Annotated in this window: 11 protein-coding genes and 2 riboswitches; of the genes, 5 read left to right on the top strand and 6 right to left on the bottom strand. The window is 63.8% G+C overall.

Going from position 1 to position 14,379, the window contains the following annotated elements:
• Positions 1-118 precede the first annotated feature (118 nt).
• Both clpA and QF118_RS04355 read left to right on the top strand, forming a co-directional pair.
• Positions 119-2,446, top strand: coding sequence for an ATP-dependent Clp protease ATP-binding subunit ClpA (gene clpA, locus QF118_RS04360; protein WP_282301426.1), 2,328 nt, complete (start codon positions 119-121; stop codon positions 2,444-2,446).
• Positions 2,443-3,393 carry a M23 family metallopeptidase gene (locus QF118_RS04355; protein WP_282301425.1) on the top strand — a complete coding sequence of 317 codons (951 nt, stop codon included), beginning with the start codon at positions 2,443-2,445 and terminating at the stop codon, positions 3,391-3,393. Before clpA ends, QF118_RS04355 begins: the two co-directional genes overlap by 4 nt.
• Positions 3,394-3,430: 37 nt before the next feature.
• Here QF118_RS04355 and QF118_RS04350 read toward each other — a convergent pair whose 3' ends face one another.
• Entirely contained in the window at positions 3,431-4,102 is a 672-nt protein-coding gene (locus tag QF118_RS04350) for an arylesterase (RefSeq protein ID WP_282301424.1), read from the bottom strand.
• A 29-nt stretch (positions 4,103-4,131) separates the two neighbouring features.
• On the opposite strand from QF118_RS04350, the gene QF118_RS04345 reads away from it, so the two are divergent.
• The 3 genes from QF118_RS04345 to QF118_RS04335 all read left to right on the top strand — a co-directional run bounded on the left by QF118_RS04345 (position 4,132) and on the right by QF118_RS04335 (position 8,362).
• On the top strand, positions 4,132-4,824 hold the full coding sequence (locus QF118_RS04345; RefSeq protein WP_282302402.1) for an ABC transporter ATP-binding protein: 693 nt from the start codon (positions 4,132-4,134) through the stop codon (positions 4,822-4,824).
• Positions 4,821-7,337, top strand: a complete 2,517-nt coding sequence (locus QF118_RS04340) for an ABC transporter permease (protein WP_282301423.1) — start codon at positions 4,821-4,823, stop codon at positions 7,335-7,337. The genes QF118_RS04345 and QF118_RS04340 overlap by 4 nt, the downstream gene beginning before the upstream one ends.
• An 86-nt stretch (positions 7,338-7,423) precedes the next feature.
• Positions 7,424-8,362, top strand: coding sequence for an inositol monophosphatase family protein (locus QF118_RS04335; protein ID WP_282301422.1), 939 nt, complete (start codon positions 7,424-7,426; stop codon positions 8,360-8,362).
• Between the two features lie 60 nt (positions 8,363-8,422).
• Here the strand turns inward: QF118_RS04335 and QF118_RS04330 are convergent, their stop codons facing one another.
• From QF118_RS04330 to QF118_RS04310, 5 genes are all read right to left on the bottom strand, one after another.
• Entirely contained in the window at positions 8,423-8,932 is a 510-nt protein-coding gene (locus QF118_RS04330; RefSeq protein ID WP_282301421.1) for a hypothetical protein, read from the bottom strand.
• Between the two features lie 201 nt (positions 8,933-9,133).
• Positions 9,134-11,983 carry an aminomethyl-transferring glycine dehydrogenase gene (gene gcvP / locus QF118_RS04325; RefSeq protein ID WP_282301420.1) on the bottom strand — a complete coding sequence of 950 codons (2,850 nt, stop codon included), beginning with the start codon at positions 11,981-11,983 and terminating at the stop codon, positions 9,134-9,136.
• A gap of 108 nt (positions 11,984-12,091) precedes the next feature.
• Positions 12,092-12,454: a glycine cleavage system protein GcvH gene (gene gcvH, locus QF118_RS04320; protein WP_282301419.1), complete on the bottom strand. Its 363-nt coding sequence runs from the start codon at positions 12,452-12,454 to the stop codon at positions 12,092-12,094.
• Between the two features lie 19 nt (positions 12,455-12,473).
• Entirely contained in the window at positions 12,474-13,598 is a 1,125-nt protein-coding gene (gene gcvT / locus QF118_RS04315; RefSeq protein ID WP_282301418.1) for a glycine cleavage system aminomethyltransferase GcvT, read from the bottom strand.
• Positions 13,599-13,676: 78 nt separating this feature from the next.
• Positions 13,677-13,753, bottom strand: a riboswitch (glycine riboswitch).
• Positions 13,754-13,838, bottom strand: a riboswitch (glycine riboswitch).
• A gap of 16 nt (positions 13,839-13,854) precedes the next feature.
• On the bottom strand, positions 13,855-14,337 hold the full coding sequence (locus QF118_RS04310) for an RrF2 family transcriptional regulator (RefSeq protein WP_282301417.1): 483 nt from the start codon (positions 14,335-14,337) through the stop codon (positions 13,855-13,857).
• Positions 14,338-14,379: the final 42 nt, after the last annotated feature.

The raw sequence follows: 14,379 nt of genomic DNA, 5'->3' as shown, positions 1-14,379 counted from the left end.
AAAAGTGACCGGGGCAGACATAGAAAAAACTTGAAGAGTTGGGATTATCGACCAAACTTTAAGATAATGAGGCAATGCTGGCCCCCATCGGACTGGCGCAATCAAGAGGAGCACTCAAGTGCCTTCATTCTCAAACACCCTTGAGCAGGCAATCCACTCGGCCCTTGCGCTGGCGAATTCGCGCAGCCACGAGTTTGCCACGCTGGAGCATCTGCTGCTGGCGTTGATCGACGAACCGGACGCCGTGCGGGTGATGAAGGCTTGCTCGGTCGACACCGAAGAGCTGCGCACCACCCTTGTCGAATTCATCGACGAAGATCTGGCCAACCTGGTGACCGACATCGAAGGGTCCGAAGCGGTGCCGACGGCAGCCTTTCAGCGCGTGATCCAGCGTGCGGCGATCCATGTCCAGTCTTCGGGCCGGACCGAGGTGACCGGCGCCAACGTGCTGGTCGCGATCTTTGCCGAACGCGAATCCAATGCCGCCTATTTCCTGCAGGAACAGGACATGACGCGCTATGACGCGGTGAATTTCATCGCCCACGGCGTCGCCAAGAACCCCGCCTACGGCGAAGCGCGCCCCGTTCAGGGCACCTCCGACGAGGAAAGCGCGCAGCCCAACGAGGCCGAAGTGCAAAGCGCCGAAAAGGAATCGGCGCTGGCCAAGTATTGCGTGGACCTGAACGCCAAGTCCCGCGATGGCGACATCGATCCGCTGATCGGCCGCGACAGCGAGGTCGAGCGCTGCATTCAGGTGCTGTGCCGCCGCCGCAAGAACAACCCGCTTCTGGTGGGTGATCCCGGCGTGGGCAAAACCGCCATCGCCGAAGGGCTGGCGCGCAAGATCGTCGCCGGCGAAACCCCCGAAGTGCTGTCCGAAACGACGATCTACAGCCTTGATATGGGCGCGCTTCTGGCGGGCACCCGCTATCGCGGCGACTTCGAAGAACGGCTCAAGGCCGTGGTGACCGAGCTTGAGGACCACCCCGACGCCGTGCTGTTCATCGACGAAATCCACACGGTGATCGGTGCCGGCGCGACCTCGGGCGGGGCGATGGATGCCTCGAACCTGCTGAAACCCGCGCTGCAGGGCGGCAAGCTGCGCTGCATGGGTTCGACCACCTACAAGGAATTCCGCCAGCACTTCGAAAAGGACCGCGCCCTGTCGCGTCGCTTCCAGAAGATCGACGTCAACGAACCCTCGGTCGAGGATACGGTCAAGATCCTCAAGGGCCTCAAGCCTTATTTCGAGGAGCATCACGGCGTGAAATACACCGCCGATGCGATCAAGTCCGCCGTCGAACTGTCGGCGCGTTACATGAATGACCGCAAGCTGCCCGACAAGGCCATCGACGTCATCGACGAAGCGGGTGCAGCCCAGCACCTGGTTGCTGAATCCAAGCGTCGCAAGACCATCGGCACCAAGGAAATCGAGAACGTCGTGGCCAAGATTGCCCGCATTCCGCCGAAAAACGTCAGCAAGGACGACGCCGAGGTTCTCAAGGATCTCGAAAAATCGCTCAAGCGCGTGGTCTTTGGTCAGGACAAGGCGATCGAGGCACTGTCGAGCGCGATCAAACTGGCCCGCGCCGGTCTGCGCGAGCCTGAAAAGCCCATCGGCAACTACCTGTTCGCAGGTCCCACGGGCGTCGGTAAAACCGAGGTGGCCAAGCAACTGGCCAGCACCCTTGGTGTGGAACTGCTGCGGTTCGACATGTCCGAGTACATGGAGAAACACGCCGTCAGCCGCCTGATCGGTGCGCCTCCGGGCTATGTCGGCTTTGATCAGGGCGGCCAGCTGACCGACGGTGTCGATCAGCATCCGCACTGCGTGCTGCTTCTGGACGAAATGGAAAAGGCGCATCCGGATGTCTACAACATCCTGCTGCAGGTCATGGACCATGGCACGCTGACCGACCACAACGGTCGCACGGTGGATTTCCGCAACGTGATTCTGATCATGACCTCGAACGCGGGCGCCGCCGAACAGGCCAAGTCGGCCATCGGCTTCAACCGCGACCGTCGCGAGGGCGAGGATACCGCCGCGATCGAACGCACCTTCACGCCGGAATTCCGCAACCGTCTGGACGCGGTTATCAGCTTTGCACCGCTGCCCAAGAACACCATCCTTCAGGTGGTCGAAAAGTTCGTGTTGCAGCTTGAAGCGCAACTGATGGACCGCAACGTGACCATCGAACTGACCACCCCCGCCGCCGAATGGCTGGCGGATCGGGGTTACGATGAAAAGATGGGCGCGCGTCCGCTGGGCCGGGTCATCCAGGAACACATCAAGAAACCGCTGGCCGAGGAACTTCTGTTCGGCAAGCTGGCAAAGGGTGGCCTGGTCAAGGTTTCGGTCAAGGATGGCGATCTGGTGCTGAATTACGAGGGCCCCGAAAGCCCGCGCCTCAGCTCGAAGAAACCGCCGCTTTTGACCGCCGAATGAGGCTGGCGTTTCTGATACCACTGTTTTCCGCCGCGGGATCCCTCGCGGCGGAACCGTTTCTGGGCCTGCCCATCGCCTGCACCCTGGGGCAGGACTGCTATGTCGAGGCCTATGTCGACACCGATCCCAGCGAAAAGCGCGCCGACTACACCTGCGGCCTGCGCACCCGCGACGGGCACACCGGCATCGACATCGCCATCGACAGCTATGAGGCGATGGATCGGGGCGTTTCGGTCCTGGCGGCCGCGCCGGGCGTGGTCGCGGCGATGCGTGACGGCCTGCCCGACCTTGAACCCTCTGACAATTTCGACGGCGAATTCGCCTGTGGCAACGCCGTGCGGATCGCGCATGAGAACGGGCTGCAAACGCTGTATTGCCACATGAGGCTGGGCTCGGTTTCCGTGCGCTCGGGCGACCGGGTCGACGCCGGGCAACCCATCGGCCTGGTCGGGCAAAGCGGGATGACGAATTTCCCCCACATCCACATGTCGGTGCTGACCGCCGAGGGCGGGCAGGTCGATCCCTTTGCCCCGACCGCCCAGGGCACCTGTGGCGAGACGCAGGAAACCCTGTGGCTGGACCCGCCCGCCTATCAAAAGACCGGGTTCTTCACGGCCGGTTTTTCGACCGCCGTGCCCTCGCTGGCCAGCGTCACATCAGGGGATGCGCGCGTGTTGGTCGCGGGTCCAAGCGACGCGCTGGTGATCTATGGACACATGTTCCACGCTCAGCACGGCGATGTCCTGCAGTTCAAGGCACACGGCCCGCAGGGCGAGGTTTTCGAACGCTCCGAGGTACTCAAGGCGCCCAAAGTCAACCTGATGCGTGCCTTTGGTCGCCGCGCCCCCGATGCAGGCTGGCCGCCGGGCATCTATCGCAGCGAAATGACCCTGACCCGTGGCGACACCCTGATTGCCAAACGCTATGCCTTTGTCGAAATCGAATGACGCCAGCCAGCAAAACCGCGCGGACGTCACCGATGAATCATTCCCCGGCCTTGGCGATCAACTCTTCGACCTTGGGGCCGATGGCTTCGACGATGCGGGCCACGCCCTTGGCGTTCGGGTGAATGCCGTCGGACTGCATAAAGCCCGCAAGATCCGCAGGCGCCGCGCCCTCTTGCGTCAATCCGGCAAAGAAACTGTCCAGGTAAAGCGCCCCGTATTGCGCGGCAAGCTCGGGATAAATCACATCGAAACTGGCCTTGTAGTCAGGGCCATAGTTGCCCGGCGCCTGCATTCCGATCACCAGAACGTCCAGCTGTCGGTCCTGGGCCACCTGCAGGATGCCGTCAAGATTGGCGCGCGCGACCTCGGGGGCGACACCGCGCAACAAATCGTTCCCCCCAAGGGCAACGATCATCGCGTCGATTTCAGAGGTCAGCGACCATTCCACCCGGGCCAGTCCACCGGCCGTGGTATCGCCCGACACACCCGCGTTGACGATGCGTACATCGTGGCCGCGCGCTGCCAGCCAGGCCCGCAGTTGCGGCACGAAGCCCTCTTGCTCGATCAGCCCGTAGCCTTGCGTCAGGCTGTCACCCAGCGCCAGGATATCGACCTCGGCCGCCTGCGCCGGCAACCCAAAGGCAACCACGATTGCCGCAAGTGCCTTGTTGCGCGCCCTGGCCGCCCCATATGTAAAACGTTCAAACAAAAGGACCTCTCCTTGCGATGCCCGATGCGATTTCAAATCCGATACTCTCCCTCAAAGATGTGACTCTCAGCCTGAAGGGCAATGCCGGGATGGTACAGATCCTGCACGGGATCTCGCTGGATGTCACAGCGGGCGAGACGATCGGCCTGATCGGGCCGTCCGGATCGGGCAAATCCTCGCTGCTGATGGTGATGGGCGGGCTGGAACGCGCGACATCGGGCAGCGTTCAGGCCATGGGACGGGATCTGACCGCCATGAACGAAGACGCGCTGGCCCGCTTTCGCCGCGACAACATGGGCGTTGTGTTCCAGTCCTTTCACCTGATCCCGACGATGACCGCGCTTGAAAACGTGGCGACGCCGCTGGAACTGGCCGGGCACAAGGATGCCTTTGACCGCGCCAGGGACGAACTGGCCGCCGTCGGGCTGGCAAGCCGCGCGGATCACTACCCGGCCCAGATGTCCGGCGGTGAACAACAGCGCGTGGCCCTGGCCCGTGCGCTTGCCCCCAGACCCGGCATTCTTCTGGCCGATGAACCGACCGGCAACCTTGACGGTGCCAATGGCGCGGCGATCATGGACCTGCTTTTTGGCCTGTCCGAACAGCACGGGGCGACGCTGGTCATGGTCACCCATGCCCCCGATCTGGCCGCGCGCTGTGACCGCGTGGTGCGATTGATGGATGGGCAGATGGAACGCGACGCGCAAAGGGCCATCGCATGAGCCTGCGCATCGCGGCCCGTTTCGCAAGACGTGAATTGCGCGGAGGCCTGCACGGTTTTCGCATCTTTCTGGCCTGTCTGGCGCTGGGTGTCGCCGCGATTGCGGGCGTCGGATCGGTCCGCGCGGCAATCCAGGCCGGGCTCGAAGATCAGGGCGCGGTGCTTTTGGGCGGCGATGCCCAGGTCGAATTCACCTACCGCTTTGCCAACGAGGAAGAGCGCGCCTGGATGTCCGGGATCGCCACTGCCGTGTCCGAGGTCACCGATTTCCGGTCAATGGCGGCGGTCACCCGCGATGGCCAGACCGAACGCGGCCTGACCCAGGTGAAATCCGTCGACGCCGCCTATCCGCTTTTGGGGGAAATGGTCCTTGATCCCGCGATGCCGCTGGCCAGCGCGCTGGAGGATCAGGGCGCCGTCATGGCCCCGGTCCTGGCCGACCGGCTTGGCCTGAGTCCCGGCGATCGTTTCAAGCTGGGCGAGCGCGAATTCACCCTGCGCGCCACGATCCAGACAGAACCCGATGACGCCGGCGACGGTTTCGGGCTTGGGCCGCGCACCATCGTTCGCACCGCCGATCTGGATGGATCGGGCCTGCTGGCTGCCGGATCGCTGTTTGAAACCGAATACCGCCTGCTGCTGGCCCCCGGCACCGATCTGGATGCCACCAAGGAACAGGCGCTGGCCCGCTTCGAAGGCAAGGGCCTGTCCTGGCGCGATGCCCGCAACGGCGCCCCGGGCATTTCGCGCTTTGTCGAACGACTGGGCGATTTCCTCGTGCTGGTCGGGCTGTCCGGCCTTGCGGTCGGGGGCATTGGCGTTTCGGCGGCGGTGCGGGCCTATCTGTCGCGCAAGACCGGCGTGATCGCGACGCTGCGCACCCTAGGCGCCACGCGCCGCGTGATCTTTCTGACCTATTTCCTGCAGGTCGGCGCACTGGCGGTGGTCGGGATTGCCCTTGGCCTGGCGCTGGGGGCGCTGGTTCCGATCCTGCTGGGGCCGCTGATCAATGCCGCCCTGCCGGTGCCTGCGATCTTTTCGGTCCACCCCGGACCGCTGGCCGAGGCAGCGATCTATGGCACGCTGACAGCGCTGATCTTTACCCTCTGGCCGTTGTCGCGCGCCGAAGAGGTCCGCGCCGCAACCCTGTTCCGCGACGCGCTGGAAGGCGCGCGCGCCCTGCCCTCGGCACGATACCTGATCGCCATTGCGATCCTGCTGGCGTTGCTGGTGGGCACGGCCATGGCGTTTTCCGGCCGTCCCAGCCTGACCCTGTGGTCGGCCGGCGGGATCCTTGCCGCCCTGGTCACGCTGACCCTTGCGGCCCTGGCGATCCGGTGGCTGGCGCGCAAGGCGACGCCGCTGGTGCGCGGCAAGCCGATCCTGCGGTGGGCGCTGTCGGCCATCGGCGGTCCGGGCGAAAGCGCGGGTGCCGTGGTGCTTTCGCTGGGCCTTGGCCTGGCCGTGCTGGCCGCCATTGGCCAGATCGACGGCAACCTGCGCAGCGCGATTGCCCGCGACCTGCCCGAGGTCGCGCCGTCCTACTTCTTTGTCGACATTCAAAAGGATCAGATGGACGGCTATCTTGAACGGTTGGAAAACGATCCCGCCGTCAGCCGTATCGACAGCGCCCCGATGCTGCGCGGCATCATCACCCGGATCAATGGCCAACCCGCCCGCGAGGTTGCCGGCGACCATTGGGTGGTTCGCGGCGACCGCGGCGTGACCTATGCCGCCCAACCCGACAGTCGCACCACCGTGACCGAAGGCAGCTGGTGGCCCGAGGATTACGCAGGCCCGCCGCAGATCAGCTTTGCCGCCGAAGAGGCCGAGGAAATCGGGCTCAAACTGGGGGACGAGATCACAATCAACATCCTTGGCCGGGATATCACCGCGACGATCACCTCGTTCCGGGCGGTGGATTTTTCGACCGCCGGAATCGGCTTTGTCCTGACGATGAACCCGGCCGCCCTGCAGGACGCGCCGCATACCTTCATTTCGACCGTCTACGCCGAAGAACAGGCCGAGGCGCAGATCCTGCGCGACCTGGCCGGGCAATATCCGAACATCACCGCGATCCGGGTGCGCGATGCGATCGACCGGGTCAGCGAGCTGCTGGCCGGCATCGGATCGGCGATCCGCTGGGGGGCGCTGGCCACCTTGTTGACCGGGTTCCTCGTGCTGATCGGGGCCGCCGCCGCAGGCGAAAGCGCCCGCACCTACGAGGCCGCGATCCTCAAGACCCTGGGTGCCAGCCGGGCGCGCATCCTGCGCAGCTTTGCCCTGCGCTCGGCCTTGCTGGGCGCGGGGGCCGGGATCGTGGCGCTGGGGGCCGGCATCGCCGGAGGCTGGGCGGTCAGTACCTTTGTCATGGAAACGCAGTTCGAAGTGGTCTGGTCTTCGGCCATCGCGGTGATCCTGGGGGGCATCCTTGCCACCCTTCTGGCCGGTCTTGGCTTTGCGCTGCGCCCGCTTGCGGTGCGCCCCGCGCAGGTCCTGCGCGCCCGGGAATAGGGTAAACGGGCGACTGTGTCACCTTGAAAACCCGGTGCGGGACTGGCAGTCCATCAGGCAACCGCAGCACAACCTGGACGATTTCCATGACCGATTCTCTGCCAATGCCGATCACCGCGCCTTTGACCAAGGCTCAGCGCACCCAGTTGATCACCCTCGTCCGCCGCGCCGCCAAGGCCGAGATCCTGCCGCGGTTCCGCATGCTGGCCAGCCACCAGATCGACACCAAGTCCGGCCCCCAGGATCTGGTCACCGAGGCCGACAAGGCCGCCGAGGCAATGATCACCCGCGGCCTTCAGATCATGTTCCCGCACGCTTTGATCGTTGGCGAAGAACATGCCTCGGAGAACCCCGAGATCATCGACCAGATCGCCGGGGCCGAACTGTGCTTTACCATCGACCCCGTCGACGGCACCTGGAACTATGCGCATGGGCTTGCGGTCTTTGGCGTGATGGTGTCGATCCTGCGCTTTGGCCAGCCGGTCTTTGGCCTGCTGTATGACCCGATCCTGAACGATTTCATCATCGCCGACAGCGAAGGCCCGTCCGAATTGGTCCTGCCGCGCCGCGTGCGCCGGACGCTGAGCACATCGGCCGGTGGCCCGGTCGAAGAGCTCAAGGGCTTTTTGCCGCTGAACCTGATCCCCAAGGACAAACAGCAGCAATTCGCCAGCGTCATGCCGCGGTTTGCCCGCGCCGGGATGCTGCGCTGCGCCTGCCACGAAATGCGCATGGTCGCGCAGGGGCAAATGGATTTCGTCCTGTTTTCCAAGCTGACGCCCTGGGATCAGCCCGCCGGTGTCGTGACCATTCGCCAGGCGGGTGGCCATGTCGCGATGCTGGATGGGTCGGACTATCGCGGCGATGTGCGCCAGGGCTATCTGCTGGCCGCCTGCAATGCGGAAACCTGGGGCCGCGTGCGCGATGTCCTGGATTTCCTGATCGACGCGCCTGCCCCGCAGGCAACGGAAGCGCCGGAAAAGAACAAGTTCCCCGGCGAAGAGGCGGTGGACACCGACGCCTGAGGACGTCGGCTACGCAGCAACGCATTGCGGGCATTGGCAGGTTGCTGTGCCCGCTATGCTTCAATGCGCCCGTTCGATCCGGTCCACGACGGGGGAAAGTGCATCCATGAACAGATAGCTTCGTCCCAGCAACGCCATCTTGCCACGATCATCAAAAACGTTTTGCCCCAAGGGGGTAATCAGAATTTCATGAGAGACAAGGCCGTCCAGATGACGGTTCTCGATTTCGCGCCAGTGCTCTTGTGCGAACTGGGTCAAAACAATGTTGAACGCAGGATGCCGATAGCCAACGAGGACATTCCCATCGTCCATTTCATAAAGAGTGAAATCGGGATGGAAATTGATGACTTTCTCGAGAATCTCTGTAGCCGAACTTTCGGCTTCTGCGGCTGAAAGCCCATTTGGCACGATACAGCAGGTTGAATGCCGAAAGACCACAAAGTCGCTTTCGCCATTCGAATAGTGCCTGAAACGTTCGATGACATCTTCAAGCGGCGGCGCGAATGATGGTTGCCATGCGGGAATCGGCGGAAAACGAGCTGCCTCCTGCGATGTAACTGGCGTCGCCAAACAAAGCGCTGGACCGATCCCCAGAATGACGTCCCGCCTAGTTAGCAACTCGTCGTCTCTCCATCTTTTGCTCGCAACACGGGATCAGAACCACCGGCCCCGCTTTGATGCAAATCGGGGCCGGCTTTTGGGCGCAATGCTGATGACAGGGTTTTTTGCCAATGATTGTGTGTTCGCCCAGCGGCTTACCCATTCTTGGCCCTATTCCGCAGCCTCCGCATAGTCCGACATCGGCGGGCAGGTGCAGATCAGGTGCCTGTCGCCATAGACGTTGTCGACGCGGTTGACCGGCGGCCAGTACTTGTCCACCCGGAACGCACCCGGCGGGAAACAGCCCTGTTCGCGCGAATAGGGGCGATCCCAATCGCGCACCAGATCCTCCATCGTGTGCGGCGCGTTCTTGAGCGGGTTGTTCTGCGGGTCCATCTTGCCGTCTTCGATCGCGCGGATTTCTTCGCGGATCGCCAGCATGGCGTCGCAAAAGCGGTCCAGCTCGGCCTTGGTTTCGCTTTCGGTGGGTTCAACCATCAGCGTCCCCGCCACCGGCCAGCTCATCGTCGGGGCATGGAACCCGGCGTCCATCAGGCGCTTGGCGATATCCTCGACGGTGATCCCGGCGCTTTTCTCAAAGGGGCGGGTGTCCAGAATGCATTCATGCGCCACGCGGCCCTTGGTGCCACGGTACAGCACGTCATAGGCCCCCTCCAGCCGCTTGGCGATGTAGTTGGCGTTCAGGATCGCCACCCGCGTCGCCTGTGTCAGCCCCTCGCCGCCCATCATCAGGATGTAGGCCCAGGAAATCGGCAACAACGAGGGCGACCCAAAGGCCGCCGCCGAAACCGGCCCGGCGGATTTGGCGTTCAGCGGATCGCCCGGCAGATGCGGCTCCAGGTGTGCCTTGACGCCGATCGGGCCCATGCCGGGGCCGCCGCCGCCGTGCGGAATGCAGAACGTCTTGTGCAGGTTAAGGTGGCTGACGTCGCCGCCCAGATCGCCGGGCCGGGACAGGCCGACCATCGCGTTCATGTTGGCGCCGTCGATATACACCTGCCCGCCGTGTTCATGGGTGATCTCGCAGACTTCTTTCACCGTCTCCTCGAACACGCCATGGGTGCTGGGGTAGGTGATCATGCAGGCGGCCAGGTCATCGCTGAACTTTTCCGCCTTGGCGCGGAAATCGGCCAGGTCGATAGAGCCCAGCTCGTCGCATTTCACCGCGACCACCTTCCAGCCGACCATCTGCGCCGACGCCGGGTTGGTGCCATGGGCGTTGACCGGGATCAGGCAGACATTGCGATGCCCCTGTCCGCGCGCCACCTGCCAATCGCGGATCGTCAGCAGTCCGGCATATTCCCCCTGCGCGCCCGAATTGGGCTGCATGGAAAAGGCGTCATAGCCGGTGATGTCGCACAGCTTTGACGACAGATCGCCAATCATCTCGGCATAGCCCCGCGCCTGATCCTTTGGCACATAGGGGTGGATCATGGAAAACTCGCTCCAGCTGACGGGCATCATCTCGGCGGCCGAATTCAGCTTCATCGTGCAGGACCCCAGCGGGATCATCGCACGGTCCAGCGCCAGGTCGCGGTCCGCCAGGCGGCGCATATAGCGCATCATCTCGGTCTCGGCCCGGTTCATGTGGAACACGTCGTGCTGAAGATACTCCGTCTCGCGGATCAGACCCTCGGGCAGGTGGTATTCGGGGGTGAAATCCTCGTCCTTGCGCAGCAGGCCAAAGGCGCGCCAGACCGCCTCGATCGTTTCGGGACGGGTGCGTTCATCCAGGCTGATGCCAACCTTGGTCCGCCCGACGCGGCGCAGGTTGACCCCCTCGCGCACGGCAGCCTGCAAGACCCCGCGCTGCAGCAACCCCACGTCAACGGTGATGGTGTCGAAATAGACCTCGGGCTCCACCTTGAACCCTGCCGCCTCCAGCCCTTTGGCCAGGCGAACGGTCTTGCGGTGGATCCGCTGGGCAATGGCGCGCAGCCCCTTTGGCCCGTGAAAGACCGCATAGAACCCGGCCATGACCGCAAGCAAAGCCTGCGCGGTGCAGACGTTCGATGTCGCCTTTTCGCGCCGGATATGCTGTTCGCGGGTTTGCAGCGACAACCGATAGGCGCGGTTGCCATGGCTGTCGATCGAAACGCCGACGATCCGCCCCGGCATCGCCCGCTTATAGGCGTCGCGGCAGGCCATATAGGCCGCGTGCGGGCCGCCATAACCCACCGGCACACCAAAGCGCTGGGTCGAACCCACGGCAATATCCGCCCCCATCGCGCCCGGCTCTTTCAGCAGGCACAGCGCCATCGGATCGGCGGTCACGATCCCGATCGCCTTGGCGTCATGCAGCGCCGCCATCTCTTCGGTAAAATCGCGCAGATGCCCGTAAGTACCGGGATACTGGAAAATCGCGCCAAAGACCTTGTCCGCCTCCAGATCCCCCGGAGCCCCCACGATCACCTCGATCCCCAGCGGCTCGGCCCGGGTCTTCATCACGGCGATGTTCTGGGGATGGCAGTTCTCGTCGACAAAGAACGCCTTGGCCTTGCTGCCGGCCACGCGCTGCGCCATGGTCATCGCTTCGGCGCAGGCGGTCGCCTCGTCCAGCAGTGACGCATTGGCGACCTCCAGCCCGGTCAAATCGCAAACCATCGTCTGGAAATTCAAAAGCGCCTCAAGCCGGCCTTGCGAAATCTCCGGCTGGTAGGGCGTATAGGCCGTGTACCAAGCCGGGTTCTCAAGAATATTGCGCTGGATCGCCGGGGGCGTCACCGTCCCGTGGTACCCCTGCCCGATCAGGCTGGTCAGAACCTTGTTCTTGCTGGCCACCGCCCGCATCCGGTGGATCAACTCACGCTCGGACAGCGGTTTACCGAAATCCAGCCCGTCCTTCTGGCGAATGTTGGCCGGCACCGTCTGATCGATCAGCTCGCTCAGGTCAGACACCCCCAACTCCGCGAACATCGCCGCCATTTCCTCGGGCGAAGGGCCGATATGCCGCCGGTTGGCAAAATCATAAGGCAGATAGTCAATCGGTTCATAGCTCACGGCGCATCACTCCATCGCAAAACGGCTGCTGTTTCTTTGTGCAGAAAAATATCCCGGGGGGAGGCTCGAAGAGCCGGGGGGCAGAGCCCCCAGGCCCAGGCCGAAACCTCACGCGCCGATGAAATCCTTGTAGGCGGCTTCATCCATGAGATCGTCCAGCGCGCCCATGTCCTCGACCTTCATCTTGAAGAACCAGGCGTCGCCCTCGGGGTCTTCGTTCACCTTGCCGGGGTCCGCGACGATGGCCTCGTTAACCTCGACAATCTCGCCGTCCAGCGGCGCGAGGATGTCCGACGCGGCCTTGACCGATTCAATCACGACGACTTCTTCGTCCTTGGTCACTTCGGTGCCCGGCTCGGGCAATTCGACGAATACCACATCGCCCAGCTGTTCGGCCGCATGGGCGGTGATCCCGACGACAACCAGGTCGCCTTCGACCAAAAGCCACTCGTGCTCTTCGGTGTATTTCATGCTCATTTCTCCTGTTGATCTATCTTTTGAAGCCTGCGGGAACAAAGGGCAGCTTGGCAACCAGAACCGGCATGCGTTTGCCGCGCACCTCGCCCCACAGCTGCGTTCCCGGCGCGGACAGCGCCGCAGGGACATAGCCCATGGCAACCGGTGCACCGACCGTCGGGCCGAACCCGCCCGAGGTCACGCGCCCCACCGGTACGCCGCCCTCGGCGCTGTCAAAAATCTCGACGCCTTCGCGCATCGGCGCGCGCCCTTCCGGGGCCAGGCCCACGCGCTTGACCCTTGCGCCCTGGGCCAGGTCCGAAAGGATCCGCGCGGCGCCCGGAAAGCCGCCCTCGCGGGCACCGCCCGCGCGGCGCACCTTCTGGATGGCCCAGGTCAGCCCCGCCTCGACCGGTGTCGTTTCGTCCGAAATATCATGGCCATACAGGCACAGCCCCGCTTCCAGCCGCAGCGAATCCCGCGCACCAAGTCCGATGGGCGCGACGCTGTCGTCCTCCAGCAGCACCCGCGCCAGATCGACCGCCGCGCCATTGGGCACGGAAATCTCGTAGCCGTCCTCGCCGGTATAGCCAGACCGCGACACCCAGCACTCTGCCCCGGCGATTGTCAGCGTCGCCACGTCCATGAAGGTCATGTCGCGCGCCGCCGGGCACAGCGCCGCCAGCGCGGCCTCGGCGCCCGGCCCCTGAAGGGCCAGCAGGGCGCGATCTTCAAGCAGCTCGACCGTGATCCCGCGCGGTTCCAGCGCGGCCTTCATCCGCGCCACGTCCGCCCCCTTGCAGGCGGCGTTGACCACGACGAACAGGTGGTCGCCGCGATTGGCGATCATCAGGTCGTCCTCGATCCCGCCGCTGTCATTGGTGAAAAAGGCATAGCGCTGACGCCCCTCGGCCAGGCCCATCACATCGACCGGCACCATCACCTCGAAGGCCTGCGCCACATCCGCGCCGCGCAGAATCACCTGCCCCATATGCGAGACATCGAACAACCCGGCCTTTTCGCGGGTGTGCAGGTGCTCCTTGAGAACGCCCATCGGATACTGCACCGGCATGTCATACCCGGCAAAGGGCACCATCTTGGCGCCCAGTTCCAGATGCAGCTCGTGCAGCACTGTCTTGTTCAGGTTTTCTTCGGCCATGCGCCCCCCGGTTCAACGTTCCCGGTCCGATGCATGGGGCATGGGTCGGGCATCCCGGCACGGATCATCCGTGCCAACAATGCCCCCTCTGTCCTGCGGCCTGAGATCGTTATCCCTTCGGCGGGCGCGTGAACGCCACTCTCCAGAGTGTCCAGTCTGTCCCGACGGTCCTTTGGCCTGAGAGTTTCCGGGGCGGTTGCTCCTTCGGCACCGGCGAACCGGTTCTCCCGTCAAGATGTGGGGGACGTTAGATTATCTATTCGACCGTGGCAAGATCATGCGCGCGTTTTGCACCGCGGCAGGCCCCCGCCGGTTGCAGGATATCCATCAGCGGCGCGTTGTCACAGACAAGCGCGTCCAACGTGATCGGGTCCAGCGTGGCGTAAAAGGCATTGGCCGCGTCGGTCAGCGCGGTGCGCAGGCGGCAGGCCTCGGTCAGAGGGCAGGTGTTGTCCACATCGGCAAAGCATTCAGCCAAGGGCACCGGCGCCTCGAGCGCGCGAAAGATGTCGCCGATGTTGATCTGGCTGGCCGGGCGCGCCAGTTCCAGCCCGCCATTGCGGCCGCGCTGGGTGTGCAGGTACTTGAGCTGCGCAAGCTGGTTGATGATCTGCGCCAGATGGTTTTCCGAGGCATTGCAGGCCTTGGCGATCTCGGACTTGGTGACAAGCCGTCCGGTGTTGGCCGCACAGAACATCAGCACGCGCATGGCGATATTGGTTCGTTTCGTAACACGCATTGGATTGCCCTTCGGTCAACAAGCACTGAAACGTGCTTACAC

The sequence above is a fragment of the Tropicibacter oceani genome (assembly GCF_029958925.1).
Lineage (GTDB): Bacteria > Pseudomonadota > Alphaproteobacteria > Rhodobacterales > Rhodobacteraceae > Pacificoceanicola > Pacificoceanicola oceani.
Note: the sequence above shows the minus strand (reverse complement) of the source record. Positions and strands in the feature narration are given on the sequence as shown.

Bases quoted from the DNA above. Each gene is read 5' to 3' on its own strand.
- QF118_RS04340 (WP_282301423.1), top strand. From the start codon at position 4,821: ATGAGCCTGCGCATCGCGGCCCGTTTCGCAAGACGTGAATTGCGCGGA.
- gcvH (WP_282301419.1), bottom strand. From the start codon at position 12,454: ATGAAATACACCGAAGAGCACGAGTGGCTTTTGGTCGAAGGCGACCTG.
- QF118_RS04335 (WP_282301422.1), top strand. From the start codon at position 7,424: ATGACCGATTCTCTGCCAATGCCGATCACCGCGCCTTTGACCAAGGCT.
- gcvT (WP_282301418.1), bottom strand. From the start codon at position 13,598: ATGGCCGAAGAAAACCTGAACAAGACAGTGCTGCACGAGCTGCATCTG.
- QF118_RS04310 (WP_282301417.1), bottom strand. From the start codon at position 14,337: ATGCGTGTTACGAAACGAACCAATATCGCCATGCGCGTGCTGATGTTC.
- QF118_RS04355 (WP_282301425.1), top strand. From the start codon at position 2,443: ATGAGGCTGGCGTTTCTGATACCACTGTTTTCCGCCGCGGGATCCCTC.